Genomic DNA, 13,301 nt, shown 5'->3' with positions numbered 1-13,301 from the left:
CCGGTTGCATTTTTTATCCAGTTTGTGCCGCAGCGAAGCGCGGCAGGTCCTGCGAATTGACCGGACGCGATCCTAACCTAGATTGAAGCCATCGCGATCAGAAGGAGTGAGACAATGGAGCTTCATCGGGGCCGTCTTATCGACCACATCCAGCTCGTCGTGCGCGATCTGAAGGCGAGCCGGCGCTTCTACGGCGCGGTGTTCGAGGTGCTGGGCATCCCGGTCGGCGGCGAGGCCGAGGATTACTTCTGGGCAGACGAGCTGTTCGTCTCCAGCGCTGACAGCCGCGCCGCTCAGGGCGTACTGACCGGCCGTCACCATCTCGCCTTCCAGGCCAGGGACCGCGCCATGGTCGATGCCTGGTACAAGGCCGGACTTGCGGCCGGCGGCCGCGACAATGGCGCGCCGGGCGAGCGTCCCTACCACCCCGGCTACTACGCCGCCTTCCTGCTCGACCCGGACGGTAACAACATCGAGGCGGTGTTCCATGGTGAGGCGAAGCGCAGCGCCGCTTCGGTGGAGATCAATTTCTAGGCCGTGCCATCGGTGATCTTGGCACAGGCGGCCATTGTCGCCGCGTTCGCGCGGCATGCTCGCAGGATTACTCCTTCACTGCGCCGGTCATTGAGGAAACGTAGTGTTCGACGAAGAAGGAATAGAGCACCACGACCGGCAGCGAGCCGATCAGCGCTCCCGCCATCAGCGCCCCCCATTCGTAGACGTCGGAGCGGACCAGTTCGGTGAGCACGCCGACCGGCACGGTCTTGTTTTCCGACGACTGGATGAACGTCAGGGCATAGATGAACTCGTTCCAGGACAGGGTGAACGCGAATATGCCGGCGGAAATCAGGCCGGGCACCGAGAGCGGCAGCACGATCTTGGTGAGGATCTGCCACCGGCTCGCTCCGTCGATCAGCGCGCATTCTTCCAGCTCGAACGGGATGGAGCGGAAGTAGCCCATCAACAGCCACGTGCAGAACGGAACGAGGAAGGTCGGGTAGGTGAGGATGAGCGCAAACGGCGTGTCGTAGAGCCCAAGGTTGAACACCATCACCGACAGCGGAATGAACAGGATCGACGGCGGCACCAGATAGGCGAGGAACACCGCCAGGCCGACCTGCCGCGCCCCGGAGAACCGCAGCCTTTCGATCGCGTAGGCGGCGAACACCGATGCCAGCAGCGAAAGGAAGGTGGCGGCCGTCGAGATGATGATCGTGTTGAGCAGCCAGCCTGGATAGGACGTCTCGAAGAGCAGGTAGCGGATGTGCTCCAATGTCGGATGCACCACCCAGAACGGGTTGAAATTCTGATAGTCGGTCATCTCCAGATTGGGCTTAACCGCGGTGATCGTCATCCAGTAGAACGGGAACAGGAGCACGATGACGAACACCAGCAACGGCAGATAGACCGTCACGACGCGGCGCGGCAGGCTCTGCAGGTAGCCCATGCCGCCTTCGTCGATTTCCGGGCGCTTGGTTCTCTTTGTCGCGGCCATGTCAGTCTCCGCCGCCTTGCTGCCATTTGCGCCGTTGCAGGCCGAAATAGCTGAATAGGATCGCGGCCAGCAGGAACGGGATCATGGCGACCGCGATTGCCGCGCCTTCGCCAAGCTGGCCGCCGGAAATGCCGCGCTGGAAGGACAGCGTCGCCATCAGGTGGGTGGCATTCACCGGGCCACCGCGGGTCAGCACATAGATCAGCTGGAAATCGGTGAAGGTGAACAGCACCGAAAACGTCATGGTGATGGCGATGATCGGCGTCAGCAGCGGCAGCGTCACATAGCGGAACAATTGCCAGCGGCTGGCGCCGTCGAGCGTGGCCGCCTCGTAGAGGGACTGGGGTATGGTCTGCAGGCCGGCGAGCAGCGTGATGGCGACGAAAGGAATGCCGCGCCAGACATTGGCGGCGATGACCGAGGCGCGCGCGTTTGTCGGATCGCCAAGGAAATTGATGCGGTGGTCGATTAGGCCCATCTGCTGCAGCGCCCAGGACAGGATGGAGAACTGCGAATCGTAGATCCACCAGAAGGCGATGGCCGACAGCACGGTCGGCACCACCCATGGCAGCAGGACGATCGCGCGGAAGAATGATTTGAACGGCAGGTTCTGGTTTAGGATGAGCGCCAGCCAGAGGCCGAGCACGAATTTCAGCAGCGAGGCGCTGATCGTGTAGAGCAGCGTGTTGAAGACGGAGAGCCAGAAGACGGCGTCGCTCCACAGATACTCGTAGTTCTCGACGCCGATGAAGATGCCGGGGCGGCCGATGCGGGCGTCGGTGAAGCCGAGCCAGACGCCGAGCCCGAGCGGATAGGTCAGGAAAACCAAAAGCAGCGCCGCTGCCGGCAGCATGAAGCCGAAGCCAAGCGCGTTATGGCTTTCGGACAGGCGCGAAAGGATCGACGGACGCGGCTGGACGGCGACGGACGACACGGCCATGGGAACAGCTCCTCAGGAGGTGGTCGGCCCGGGCGGCCGCCAAGCGATTTCAGGCACCGGACCGGGCAGCGATCGTGCTGCCCGACTCGGTTGTGCGCTCAAACGCGGTAGTAGCGGTTGGCGCGCTTTTCCGCCTCCTCCATCGCCTCCTGCGGCGTCGCCTGGCCGGTCACGGCCTTGGCGAACATGTCCACCAGCACATAGTCGGCCATGGTCGCCGCCGAGGCGTAGCCGAGCGGTCCGGCATAGCCGTTGGGGCGCAGCGTCGCCGAGGCCTTGGCGTAGGCGGCATTGTTCGGGTCGGCCGTCCACACCGGATTGTTGTCGAAAGCCTTGAGCGTCTGGCAGCAATAGCCCGCCGACGAGGTGATCCAGTCCGTCATCTGCGGATCCTCGAACATGAACTGCAGGTAGGCCTTGGCTGCATTGGGGTAGGGCGTGTAGTCGAAGATGACGGCGGTGGTCACCTGGAACAGCTCGACCGCTTTTCCAACCGGGCCGATCGGCAGGTTGGTGGTGCGGATGTCCTTGGCGATTTCAGCCAGTTTCGGATCATTGTCCTTGTTGATTTTGGCGGTGTTGTAGGCGGAAATGCCATTGGCGATGACGCCGAGTTCGCCGGCCAGGAAGGCACGGTTGTTGTTGACGTCGAGCCAGCTTTCGGTGCCGGGAATGAAGGTCTTGTAGAGCGCCTGCGCATACTCGATCGCCTTCAGCGTCTCGGGACTGTTGATGGTCACCTTACCGCTCTCGTCGACCATCTGGCCGCCATGGCTCCACAGCAGCCAATGCGCGTAGTTGTTGCCGTCGCCGACGCCATGGCCGTGCGTGAAGCCGGCCGGATGGCCCTTCGCCTGCAGCGCCTTGCAAAGCTCGAGGAAGCTCGCCGTGTCCTTCGGAAACTCCGAAAACCCAGCTTCCTTGACCCAGCTTTCCCGGTAGACGATGGCGTTGCCGATGGTGGCCAGCGGCAGGCCGAGGAATTTGCCTTCCCGCGTCGCATACTGCTTCGGTCCGTCGTACCAGCCGCCGTATTTTGTGCCCAGGTGTTCACCCAGTTCCGTCACGTCGTGCAGTTTGTCGGGATATTGGTGCGGGTCGTCGAACCAGACGAACATCAGGTCCGGGCCGGAGCCGACATTGGCAGCCACCGCCGCCTTGGGGCGAATCCTCCCAGCTTTCCTTGTCGACGCGAACCTCGACGCCCGTCGCCTCGGTGAACCGCTTGGTGTTTTTCAGCCATTGGTCCTCGTCGCCCTGGACGAAGGGCGACCAGCGCAGCAGCCTGAGCTTGGCGCCGTCCTCGGGCTTGTACTTCAACCCCTCCTGGGCGAAGGCGGGCGAACCGACGAACCGGCTTCCCAAGGCTCCCGCCGCCACACCGGCGGTCGTGCGGATCACATCGCGTCTTGTGAATTTCATGGTCGTTTCCTCCTCTGATGTTTCCTCGCTGTATAAGTCCTACTGCCCGGCGCGGGTTTCCAGTCGCTGCCCGGTTTCGCCGTGAAACAGGTGGATGAGGCCAGGCTCGGCGGTCAACCGCACGGTCTCGCCCGGCGTGAAGGAATGGCGCTCGCGGAAATTCGCGACGATGTCCTCGCCGCCGGGCGTGCGGCCGATGAGTTGCACCTCCGACCCGGTCGGCTCGACGACCACGACGGTGACTGGAATGCCCTGGTCGGACAGCCTGAGGTGCTCGGGCCTTATCCCCAGCACCACCGGTTCGCCCTTGCCGGTGGAAGGCAGCCTTGCCAACGGCACCGAAATCCCGCCGGCGCCTCGAAAGGACGGCGTGCCGTCGATTGCGATTTCGCCCTTGAGCATGTTCATGGCGGGCGAGCCGATGAAACTGGCGACGAACAGATTGTTCGGCCGGTCGTAAAGTTCCAGCGGCGGCCCGATCTGCTCGACGATGCCGTCATGCATGACCACGATCTTGTCGGCCATGGTCATGGCCTCGATCTGGTCGTGGGTGACATAGACCGTCGTGGTCTTGAGGCGCTGGTGCAGTTCCTTGATCTCGGCGCGCATCTGGACTCTCAGCTTGGCGTCGAGATTTGAGAGCGGCTCGTCGAACAGGAAAACCGCCGGATCGCGTACGATCGCCCGGCCCATGGCGACACGCTGGCGCTGGCCGCCGGAGAGCTGGCGCGGATAGCGTGCCAGCAACGGCACCAGTCCCAGGATTTCGGCCGCGCGCTTAACGCCGGCGTCGCTCTCCGCTTTCGCGACACCCTTGAGCATCAGCGAGAACGCCATGTTCTCGGCGACCGTCATATGCGGATAAAGCGCGTAGTTCTGGAACACCATCGCAACGTCGCGTTCCTTGGGCGCGACGTTGTTGACGACACGCTCGCCGATCGAGATCTGGCCGCGCGATATCTTCTCCAGGCCGGCAATCATCCTGAGAAGGGTCGATTTTCCGCAACCCGACGGCCCGACCAGCGTGACGAACTCGCCGTCGTCTATATCGACGCTGACGCCATGCAGGATTTCGACGGTACCGAATGATTTATAGACTTCGCCAATCGCGACAGACGCCATTTATTCTCCTCCCAAACGGTTTCCCGACGCCCCTGAGGAAACCGTTCCAGTCCCGCCCCGCGACAGCCTCCAGTCCCCTCTGATCGCGCGACAGACTCAGCGACGGTAGCGCTACCAAACCAGCCTGTAAACCCGCGCGGCGGCAAGTGCTTAACTTCGTCGCCCCTGTGGTGAATCCGACTGCGCTAGTCCCCATTCACAAATGCCAGCACCAGCCTTTGAAAATTGCCACCCGGGCTGAATTCGACGCGGTCGAAGTCTCTGCTGGCCTGCCGCTGCGCTTGCGATAGTTCGGAAAGTCTGTTCGTCAGTTCGGTCCTGATCTTCTTGCAGCCGGGGTCGCTGGCGACGGTGAAGCCGACGCTCAGCGCCTCGATCTTTTGCACCATGTCGACGATCTGTTTGCCATGTACCTTCTCATGCGCGGCGACACCGGCGGCAAAGACGTCCCAGCGCTTTTGCAGGGCGGGCGGCAGCGGGCCGGCCGGCTTCGGCAGCGTGTAGGTGATGATCAGCTTCGGTCGCGCCGATTTCAGAATACAGGCGCCGCCTTCCGGCCGGTAGTCCCTGGTCCAGGTCAGCTTGAAATTGGTATGCGCGATGACGCGTACCTTGTTGCCGACGACGTCCTTGCCGATCAGCGGGCCCTTTTCGCCGATCGAGGCGTAGAGTTCGGGCGCGGTCTGGCCTGAGATGGCGTAGCTGTCGATTTTCTCGACCGGCTTCCAGTCGGGGGCCTGTGCCGGCGCGGACGGCAGAACGGTCGCAAGCACCTGCGCCGGTATGGACGGCAGAACTGTTGCGAGCAAAAGCAAGAGGATGGCTGGTTTCATGCGCCCCCGCGGACTGGCTATGGAGCCCGAGTCAGCGGGCGATTGCCGGCCATCATGCCGGCATATCGATCTCTCGACAAACCTCTAGACGACCAGCTGGTCTCTAATCGCTCGCCAGCGTGTCCAATCGGGCGCAATGCGGTCGGGCGCCGACAGGGACGATCTCATAGCCGGCGGCGATCAATTGGAGTTTCATCTCGTCGAAATGCCGCTTTGAGCCGCTGACGATCGATTCAGGCGTGTAGTTCCAGCCATTGCGGGCTGCACTGGCTAGGATGTCGGCATAGAGGCGCATGCTGGTGATTTTCACGTTCGATTCCAGCAATTGCCTGCATCCGCTTGCGAATGACGGCGACGCGGAAGAAAAACCCAGGATCGCGCATGCCAGCACTATGGAAACACGTCGCATGGAAACCTCCCTTGATTGCAGCCTGTTGCTGCAAGGGAGTTTGCGCCCTGTGCGCCTGCGGCGGGATCGGCCAGATGCGGTGTTTTGGGTCCTGCATTTGTAGTATTTTGCCGCGGCAGGCGTTGATAATGTGCCTGTCCGCGGGCAGGGGATCGGCATGAGCCACAACGCGACACCGGCCACGTCTTCACCGTCCTCGCCGGCGCTGTCCGAGCGCGAGCGTGCGGTGGCGGAGAAATTCGCGGCCGGCCTGACCTATCGCGAGATCGGCGAGGCGCTGTTCATCGCGCCGTCGACGGTGCGCACCCATCTCGCCGCGATCTATGAAAAGCTCGGCGTCCGCAACAAGGTGGCGCTTGCCGCGCATGTCAACCGCGCCGCGGGCGTGGACGTGCCGTCGCTCTTGCCTGACACCAGGCCGGTGCTGGCCGTGTTCCCGATCGAATGTCTGAATTCGGAGGAGCGCTGGCGCCGCTTTGCCGATGGCCTGTCGTCGGACATCACCATCGACCTGGGGCGCTACGCGGATTTGCCCGTCATCGCCTTCCACACCATGAAATCGCTGGGCAGCAAGCCAGCCGACTTCGCCGCCGACGGCAAGGCGCTGGGCGCTACCTATATTCTGTCCGGCCAGCTGCGCGCCGACGACACCCGTATTAGGCTGACCATCGAACTCGCCGATGCGAGGAACGGCGTCAGCCTGTGGAGCGAACGCTACGACCGTCCGGTCGAGGACATCTTCGCGCTGCAGGACAGCCTGACCGAAACCGTCATCAATGTACTCGCCGGCTGTTTCGGAGCGATCGCCACGATCGGGCGCAACGCGGTTCGCCGCAAGCCGCCGGCCAGCCTGCGTGCCTATGATCTTTATCTTCTGGGCGTCGAGCAGCACAACACCTTCAGCCGCGCCGGCAACGCGGAAGCGATCCGGCTGTTCTCACGCGCTCTGGAGCTCGACCCGACCCTGGTCAGGGCCTGGACCGAACTCGCCTACGCCTATTCGATCGAAGCCGGCAATTGTTTTGGCCGCGATCCCAGGGGATCGATCGAGAAATGGCGCGCGGCGGTCGAAAATGCGATCCGGCTCGACCCGTACGACAGCAGCGCCTGCAACTGCCTTGGCGATCTCATGGGATGCCTCGGCGACTTCGACGCGGCCGAGCGCGCCTACCAACGAGTCTACCAGTACGGCTCCAACCACGCCGACACGCTGGCGCTGCTTTCCGGCAGCAAGGCGCTGGTCGCCGGCGATCCGGCCGAGGCGATCCCGCTGATGGAGCGCGCCATGCGCCTCAATCCGCTCGCTCCGCCCTGGTATTTCGGCATGCAAGGCCGCGTCCTGTTCTGCGCCGGCAGGCACCGGGAAGCCATCGCGGCATTACGCAGAAGCACACTGGATTCTCCCAATGTGCTGATGTTCCTGGCTTTGGCGCACGCGGCGGCGGGTGAGGACGCCGAGGCGGCCGGATTCGTGGCCCGGCTGCGTGCCGAGTTTCCCGACTTCTCCGTCGAGGGCTTCATCTCGGGCTATCCCGTGACCAACCCGGATGCCGTCAAGGCCATCCGCGAAGCCGCGAAGCTGGCGGAGCTGGGCTAGGCCGGTGAAGCTGCCAATCTCCCCCGCAAGCGGGGAGATTGCGCGTTCGACCGCTTTGCGCATAGCCTCAGCCCAGCCTGGCGGGGAGGAGAATCGCTTGGACACCAATGTCGTCATTGTCGGCGCCGGGCCGGCGGGTCTTGCCGTTGGCGCCTGCCTGAGGCGGGCGGGGGTGGACTTCATCATCCTCGAAAAGGCCCATGAGGTGGCGTCGGCCTGGCGTCGCCACTACCGGCGGCTGCATCTGCACACGGTGAAGTCGTTCTCCTCGCTGCCCTTCGTGCCGTTCCCACGCGATCATCCGCGCTATGTGCCGCGCGAAAAGGTGGTCGCCTATCTCGACGCCTATGCCGAACGGTTCGAGCTCCGGCCGCGCTTCGGCGAGACGGTGACGGCGATCCGGCGCGAGAATGGCGGCTTTGTCGTCGAGACCGGATCGGACAGGCTGACATCGCGCCACGTCGTCATCGCCACCGGCAACAATGCCGAGCCGATCGTTCCCGGCCTGCCCGGCATCGAAGCTTTCAAAGGCAAGGTCCTGCACAGCGCCGACTATACCGAGGCAGCACCGTTCATCGGTCATCAGGTGCTGATCGTCGGCATGGGCAACACCGGCGCCGAAATCGCCCTCGACCTTGCCGAGTCCGGCGCCCATCCGACGCTGTCGGTGCGCAAGGGCGTCCATATCGTGCCGCGGCAATTGTTCGGCGTGCCGATCCAGATGGTCGGCATCGCGAGCCGGCCGATGCCGCAGGCGCTGAACGACTGGATGTTCCCGATCGTCCTCGACTTCGCACTCGGCAAGCTCGAGAAATACGGCATCGTCAGGCCGAAGCAAGGCATCCTCAAGCAGGTCGACGCCGGGCGCATCCCGGTCATCGATGTCGGCACGGTGGCGGCGATCAAGTCCGGCAAGATCAGCATAGCGCCCGACATCGCCGGCTTCACCGAGCATGGCGCCTCCTTCACCGATGGGCGGCAGGAGGCGTTCGAGGCCGTCATCCTCGCTACCGGCTACCGGCCGGCATACGACAAATTCCTGCCGGCGGAGCTGCGGCCGGCCAAAAGCGGCGTCAACCCACGCGCCTCCGAACTCGGCCTCTATCTGGTCGGCTTCCACAATCCGGTCACCGGCCTGCTGCGGGAGATAGGCCGCGAGGCGACCGCGGTGGTGGCCGACATCGAACGGCGGGGCTGAGGCGCCGCCGGCGAGGCCGACCGGGTCGATCCGGCCGTCGCGCTCATCAGCTGCTGCCGACATTTATCGACAACGCCGACTGGCCGGGCGTTGACGTTACCGAGCGGCAAAGACGCTGGATCGACCGGCCGATCGCCGAATTCTCGCTGGGCACGCGGGCCAAGATCGCGATTGCCGCCGCACTGCTCGGTGCGCCGCCGCTGCTGATCTTCGATGAATCGCTGAACGGGCTCGATCCGCTCGCCGCCTGGGAGATCAAGCGCATCATCCCCGCCGTGGCCGCAAGCCGTCGCCACGCCGTCATCATCTCCACCCATGTGGTGGAGGCCGTGCCCAGCCTGTGCAACCGCGCCGTGCTCCTGGCCGAGGGTTGCATCGCCCGCGACTGGGATGCCCGGCAATTGGCCGAGGCGGACGGCGATGCCTTCGAGGCCGAAGTCATGCTCGCACTGAAAGCCGGCGCATCCGCACCGGCGTGACGCGTGCCGAACCGGCGGCCAATCAGTCCGCAATGGTACGGATCGCTTCGCGGCCAGCCTCATCCAGCAGCCATTGCCGCACGGCCTGCGTCGGCTCGGGATGGCGCTGCTTCCTCGGCATCACGACGTGGAAATCATAGGTGCCGCGCATTTCCGCGCCGACCGGCTGGATCAGCCGGCCGGCCGCGATGTCGGCCGCGACGAGGAAGCGGCTGGCCAGCGCGATGCCCTGGCCGGCGATTGCCGCGTCGATCGCAAGACCGGTCTGGTTGAAGCGCATGCGTTTGGCTTCCGTCGCCATCTTCAGGCCGAGCGCCCGTTCCATGAATTCCGGCCACAGATTGTGCGTATCGTGCATCAGGACATGATGCTGGATGTCGGCCGGCGCGATCCCGCCAACACCGGGCGGCAGCAGGGCAGGGCTGCACACGGCGATGATCTGTTGCGGGAACAAAAGGTCGACGATGAGGCCGGGGCCGAACGGCGGCTGGCCCTGCCGCACGGCGATGTCGACGCCGTCGGCCTGGAAACTGGACAGGCTTTCGCTGGCCAGGATGCGCAGGTCGACCAGCGGATTGTGCGCCACGAATTCCGGCAGTTTCGGGATCAGCCATTTGGTGGCGAAGCTCGGCGTGACGCTGATCGTCAGCCGCGCCGGTTCGGGACGCAGCAGCGCCGTCGCCTCCGAGATCAGCTCGAAGGCGCGGCGGATATTGGGCACATAGGCACGGCCCTCGTCGGTCAGCGCCAGGCCGCGCGGTAGCCGCTCGAACAGCTTTGCGCCAAGGCTGGCCTCCAGCCCGCGAATGTGCTGCGCCACCGCGCCCTGGGTCACGTTGAGTTCATGCGCGGCGAGGCGGAAGTTGAGATGCCGCGCCGAGGCCTCGAAGGCACGAAGCGCGTTGAGCGGCGGCAGGCGGAGGAAGGCTTCGGGCATCGAGGAGTTTTTCTACAGTCTGATTTCAGGCTTTCTGGTTCGAGCCAGAGGCGAAAACCGGATATATCATGGCGGAGACGTCGAAGATATTGCGGCTTGCCGCTCAGGAAGGACAAAAAAGTGAGTGTAGAAAAAGTAGCAGTGGTCGTTGCCGGGGGCAGCGGGATGGGTGCGGCGGCGGCTAAGCGCCTGGCAGCGGACGGCTTCAACGTCGCCATTCTGTCCTCATCGGGCAAGGGCGAGGCGCTGGCCAAGGAACTTGGCGGCCTCGGCGTCACCGGGTCCAACCAGTCGAACGACGATTTGCAGCGCCTTGCCGACCTGACGCTCGAACGCTTCGGCCGCATCGACGTGCTGGTCAACAGCGGCGGCCATGGGCCGCGTGCGCCGATCCTCGAAATATCGGACGAGCAGTGGCACACCGGTATGGACGTCTATCTGATGAACGTCATCCGGCCGGTGCGGATCGTCACGCCGCACATGGTCAAGCAGAAGGCCGGCGCCATCATCAATATCTCGACGGCATGGGTCGTCGAGCCGAGCCCGATGTTCCCGACCTCGGCCGTGTTCCGCGCCGGCCTTGCCGCCTACACCAAGATCTTCGCCAACACCTACGCCGCCGACAATGTGCGCATGAACAACGTGCTGCCGGGCTGGATCGACAGCCTGCCCACCACCGAGGAGCGGCGCGACAGCGTGCCGATGCAGCGCTACGGCACTTCGGAGGAGATCGCCGCGACGATTGCCTTCCTGGCCTCGGAAGGTGCCAGCTATATCACCGGCCAGAACATCCGCGTCGACGGCGGCATCATCCGGGCGGTCTGACGGCCACCGCGTGCAGGACTGCGGCTTCCTGCTGACCGATTATCCGGCGGTGCTCGCCTGGACAGGCCGCGTGCTGAAGGCCATCGGCCCGGGCTACCCCGTGCATCCCTACAGCACAGATCCGCATTCCGGCGCCTGAGCAGCCGGGCGCACGAGGCGCCCGGTTCCGGTATCGTCAGTGCTTGCTCTTGCCGGTTCCGACGTTGCTGCCACTGATCGGAATGCGCCTGGATTTGGCCAGGGCGCGCTGGGTCTTCGGCAGCGTCACGGTGAGCACGCCATTGTGGAAAGCGGCACGGACCTTGTCTTCCTCGACCTCGGTGCCGAGCGGGATGCGCCGCTCGAAGCGGCCGTAGAAGCGCTCGGAGAACTGCTTGTCCTTGTCCTCGGTCTCGGCGCGCTTTTCGCCGCGCAGCGTCAGCATGCCGTCGTTGAGCATCACCTCGACGTCCTTTTCCTCCATGCCGGGGATGTCCGCCGTGACGCGGATTTCCGTCTCGCCATCGGAGATTTCCACGCTCGGCCAGTTGGCCCGAGCACCAAAACCCCCGACGAAGGACGGCAGCCGCGTCTCGAAGCCGCGCATGGCGTCGTCGAACAGGCGGTTCATCTCGCGATGCAGCATCATGAAGGGATCGCGCTCGCCCTCGCGATAGAAGTTCGGAGCCTGACTGCCTTCCCGGCTCCAGGGCATGAGATCACGAATAGCCATTTCATTAGCCTCCTTTTCTCGACTGGTCACATCAGGCGATGCCGGCCCGCATCGCGTGTTCAGCCTGGATCCGCAGACTCTCAAGTCGAACCGTGCCGCCGCTCCGGGTTCCAGGCAGGGCGGTCAAGGAGCCGGCGCTCCCTGCGCCGGTTCCGTTCGGCAAACCGGCAAATGTCGAACTGGAGGTTGCCGGCTCGAAGTCAAGCCCCAGATTCCATCCCGCGACACATTTTACCGATGCCGGTCTTCGGCTGAGCGCCCCCGGCGTCGTATCGTCACCCTTGCATCAGGCACGGAGGACACCATGACACGCAACGACATCATTTCGGTTCTGGGGCCTGTGGACGAGGCCGTCATCGCCGACATCGCGCTGACCGGCGCCAGCCTCGAGGAATTGCGCGAGGCCTTCGCCTGGATCGGCGCTGAGGAGGCGCTGGTCAATGAGGGCCATCCCTTGCCGGATGCCAGGGTGGCGCGGCTGATCGAGATTCTTGAAGTGCCGGAGGACGAAGATGGGCCAAGGGCGCCGGCGGCGCAGGGGTAGGGCAGTAGGGCAGTAGGGCAGTAGGGCAGTAGGGTTATGCACGGGTCCGCACCACCTTACTTCCCCAACTCCCCAACTCCCCAACTCCCCATTCCCCTTGCCCTTACGCCCCGACAGCACCCTGCGCATGATCAGCGAGGCGTGGCCGCCCACGCCATGCGCAGCTTCCCGCTTCTCGACCACTTCGAAGCCGTGCTTGCGGTAGAAGGCGATGGCCCGGTCGTTGCCTTCGATCACTTCCAGCGCAATGCTCGCAATACCCGCATGGGCGGCAAGCACCGCATGCAGCATGTCGGTCGCCAGCCCCGAGCCGAATTCGCTCCTGTCCACGTGCAGCCGGTCGAGCATGACGTCGCCCTTTTCGTCCATCGCCGCCATCGCGTAGCCGGCGATCGAGCCGTCGAGCCGTTCCGCCACGAAGGACATCTTGTTGTCGTCCTTGAGTTCCGCCGCCAGCCGCTCCGGCGCGTGCTTGTCGTCCGACAGCCGTGCCGTGGTCTCGGCGCCCATGATCGGCGCATAGGTCCGGCGCCAGGATTCTCCCAGCAGCCTTGATGCCGACGCCACGTCCTGTTCGGTCATCGCCCTGATCCGGTTCATCGCCAACTCCTGTCCTGGGTGACTTCGAAATTCACCGCCTCAAGCGCGACTTCAGCCAGCGATGGCGAAGGTGAGGATCAGATGCTTTGCGTGTGGAACGCAACGGCACACCAGCTGTTCCGCTGCATCGTTCTCCTCTGCTCGACGCCAGCCAGGCGATGCTAGCCAAGGGCAGGAGATCTCGCAAG

The 13,301-nt window shown here is 64.2% G+C and carries 16 protein-coding genes and 1 pseudogene; 7 read left to right on the top strand and 10 right to left on the bottom strand.

All coding sequences use genetic code 11. The annotated features are described in order from the left end of the window. The first annotated feature begins 114 nt into the window (after positions 1–114). Positions 115–534 (top strand): VOC family protein, encoded by a 420-nt coding sequence (locus tag AC04SI_RS26110; RefSeq protein ID WP_404281310.1) that lies wholly within the window; start codon positions 115–117, stop codon positions 532–534. 67 nt (positions 535–601) lie between these two features. Here AC04SI_RS26110 and AC04SI_RS26105 read toward each other — a convergent pair whose 3' ends face one another. The 6 genes and pseudogenes from AC04SI_RS26105 to AC04SI_RS26080 form a co-directional block, all read right to left on the bottom strand. Next, positions 602–1,495: a carbohydrate ABC transporter permease gene (locus AC04SI_RS26105; protein ID WP_192181583.1), complete on the bottom strand. Its 894-nt coding sequence runs from the start codon at positions 1,493–1,495 to the stop codon at positions 602–604. A gap of 1 nt (position 1,496) precedes the next feature. After that, positions 1,497–2,348, bottom strand: coding sequence for a carbohydrate ABC transporter permease (locus AC04SI_RS26100; protein WP_404281381.1), 852 nt, complete (start codon positions 2,346–2,348; stop codon positions 1,497–1,499). Positions 2,349–2,533: 185 nt separating this feature from the next. Continuing rightward, positions 2,534–3,857, bottom strand: a pseudogene (locus tag AC04SI_RS26095) (ABC transporter substrate-binding protein). Positions 3,858–3,896: 39 nt separating this feature from the next. Continuing rightward, positions 3,897–4,979, bottom strand: coding sequence for an ABC transporter ATP-binding protein (locus AC04SI_RS26090; protein WP_404281308.1), 1,083 nt, complete (start codon positions 4,977–4,979; stop codon positions 3,897–3,899). A gap of 185 nt (positions 4,980–5,164) precedes the next feature. Then, positions 5,165–5,812, bottom strand: coding sequence for a DUF922 domain-containing Zn-dependent protease (locus AC04SI_RS26085; protein ID WP_488475157.1), 648 nt, complete (start codon positions 5,810–5,812; stop codon positions 5,165–5,167). A 103-nt stretch (positions 5,813–5,915) separates the two neighbouring features. Continuing rightward, positions 5,916–6,122: a hypothetical protein gene (locus AC04SI_RS26080; RefSeq protein WP_404281306.1), complete on the bottom strand. Its 207-nt coding sequence runs from the start codon at positions 6,120–6,122 to the stop codon at positions 5,916–5,918. Between AC04SI_RS26080 and AC04SI_RS26075 the strand changes: the two genes are divergently transcribed. The 3 genes from AC04SI_RS26075 to AC04SI_RS26065 all read left to right on the top strand — a co-directional run bounded on the left by AC04SI_RS26075 (position 6,106) and on the right by AC04SI_RS26065 (position 9,016). Next, positions 6,106–6,324 carry a hypothetical protein gene (locus tag AC04SI_RS26075; RefSeq protein WP_404281305.1) on the top strand — a complete coding sequence of 73 codons (219 nt, stop codon included), beginning with the start codon at positions 6,106–6,108 and terminating at the stop codon, positions 6,322–6,324. The two genes, AC04SI_RS26080 and AC04SI_RS26075, sit on opposite strands and share 17 nt — an antisense overlap. Positions 6,325–6,378: 54 nt before the next feature. Next, positions 6,379–7,818: a LuxR C-terminal-related transcriptional regulator gene (locus AC04SI_RS26070; protein ID WP_404281304.1), complete on the top strand. Its 1,440-nt coding sequence runs from the start codon at positions 6,379–6,381 to the stop codon at positions 7,816–7,818. 97 nt (positions 7,819–7,915) lie between these two features. Beyond that, entirely contained in the window at positions 7,916–9,016 is a 1,101-nt protein-coding gene (locus AC04SI_RS26065) for a flavin-containing monooxygenase (RefSeq protein WP_404281303.1), read from the top strand. A gap of 46 nt (positions 9,017–9,062) precedes the next feature. Here AC04SI_RS26065 and AC04SI_RS26060 read toward each other — a convergent pair whose 3' ends face one another. Beyond that, entirely contained in the window at positions 9,063–9,284 is a 222-nt protein-coding gene (locus AC04SI_RS26060; protein WP_488475156.1) for a hypothetical protein, read from the bottom strand. Between AC04SI_RS26060 and AC04SI_RS26055 the strand changes: the two genes are divergently transcribed. Continuing rightward, entirely contained in the window at positions 9,181–9,495 is a 315-nt protein-coding gene (locus AC04SI_RS26055) for a P-loop NTPase family protein (protein WP_488475161.1), read from the top strand. The genes AC04SI_RS26060 and AC04SI_RS26055 overlap by 104 nt on opposite strands. A 22-nt stretch (positions 9,496–9,517) precedes the next feature. On the opposite strand, the gene gcvA is transcribed toward AC04SI_RS26055, so the two are convergent. Further along, complete coding sequence (gene gcvA / locus AC04SI_RS26050; protein WP_404281301.1) at positions 9,518–10,432, bottom strand: transcriptional regulator GcvA; 915 nt, start codon at positions 10,430–10,432, stop codon at positions 9,518–9,520. A gap of 120 nt (positions 10,433–10,552) precedes the next feature. Between gcvA and AC04SI_RS26045 the strand changes: the two genes are divergently transcribed. Together AC04SI_RS26045 and AC04SI_RS26040 are read left to right on the top strand one after the other, a co-directional pair. Then, entirely contained in the window at positions 10,553–11,257 is a 705-nt protein-coding gene (locus AC04SI_RS26045) for an SDR family oxidoreductase (RefSeq protein WP_404281300.1), read from the top strand. 10 nt (positions 11,258–11,267) lie between these two features. Beyond that, on the top strand, positions 11,268–11,396 hold the full coding sequence (locus AC04SI_RS26040; protein WP_404281299.1) for a hypothetical protein: 129 nt from the start codon (positions 11,268–11,270) through the stop codon (positions 11,394–11,396). A gap of 36 nt (positions 11,397–11,432) precedes the next feature. On the opposite strand, the gene AC04SI_RS26035 is transcribed toward AC04SI_RS26040, so the two are convergent. Next, positions 11,433–11,969, bottom strand: a complete 537-nt coding sequence (locus AC04SI_RS26035; RefSeq protein WP_404281298.1) for an Hsp20/alpha crystallin family protein — start codon at positions 11,967–11,969, stop codon at positions 11,433–11,435. A 286-nt stretch (positions 11,970–12,255) separates the two neighbouring features. Next, on the bottom strand, positions 12,256–13,113 hold the full coding sequence (locus AC04SI_RS26030) for a GNAT family N-acetyltransferase (protein WP_488475155.1): 858 nt from the start codon (positions 13,111–13,113) through the stop codon (positions 12,256–12,258). Between the last annotated feature and the right edge of the window lie 188 nt (positions 13,114–13,301).

Source organism: Mesorhizobium sp. CNPSo 4689 (assembly GCF_057784325.1).
This window is presented reverse-complemented; position numbering and strand designations above follow the sequence as displayed.

Coding starts and splice junctions, on each gene's coding strand:
- AC04SI_RS26110 (WP_404281310.1), top strand. CDS start 115: ATGGAGCTTCATCGGGGCCGTCTTATCGACCACATCCAGCTCGTCGTG.
- AC04SI_RS26105 (WP_192181583.1), bottom strand. CDS start 1,495: ATGGCCGCGACAAAGAGAACCAAGCGCCCGGAAATCGACGAAGGCGGC.
- AC04SI_RS26100 (WP_404281381.1), bottom strand. CDS start 2,348: ATGCTGCCGGCAGCGGCGCTGCTTTTGGTTTTCCTGACCTATCCGCTC.
- AC04SI_RS26090 (WP_404281308.1), bottom strand. CDS start 4,979: ATGGCGTCTGTCGCGATTGGCGAAGTCTATAAATCATTCGGTACCGTC.
- AC04SI_RS26085 (WP_488475157.1), bottom strand. CDS start 5,812: ATGAAACCAGCCATCCTCTTGCTTTTGCTCGCAACAGTTCTGCCGTCC.
- AC04SI_RS26075 (WP_404281305.1), top strand. CDS start 6,106: ATGCTGGTGATTTTCACGTTCGATTCCAGCAATTGCCTGCATCCGCTT.
- AC04SI_RS26070 (WP_404281304.1), top strand. CDS start 6,379: ATGAGCCACAACGCGACACCGGCCACGTCTTCACCGTCCTCGCCGGCG.
- AC04SI_RS26060 (WP_488475156.1), bottom strand. CDS start 9,284: ATGATGCGCTTGATCTCCCAGGCGGCGAGCGGATCGAGCCCGTTCAGC.
- gcvA (WP_404281301.1), bottom strand. CDS start 10,432: ATGCCCGAAGCCTTCCTCCGCCTGCCGCCGCTCAACGCGCTTCGTGCC.
- AC04SI_RS26035 (WP_404281298.1), bottom strand. CDS start 11,969: ATGGCTATTCGTGATCTCATGCCCTGGAGCCGGGAAGGCAGTCAGGCT.
- AC04SI_RS26030 (WP_488475155.1), bottom strand. CDS start 13,113: ATGAACCGGATCAGGGCGATGACCGAACAGGACGTGGCGTCGGCATCA.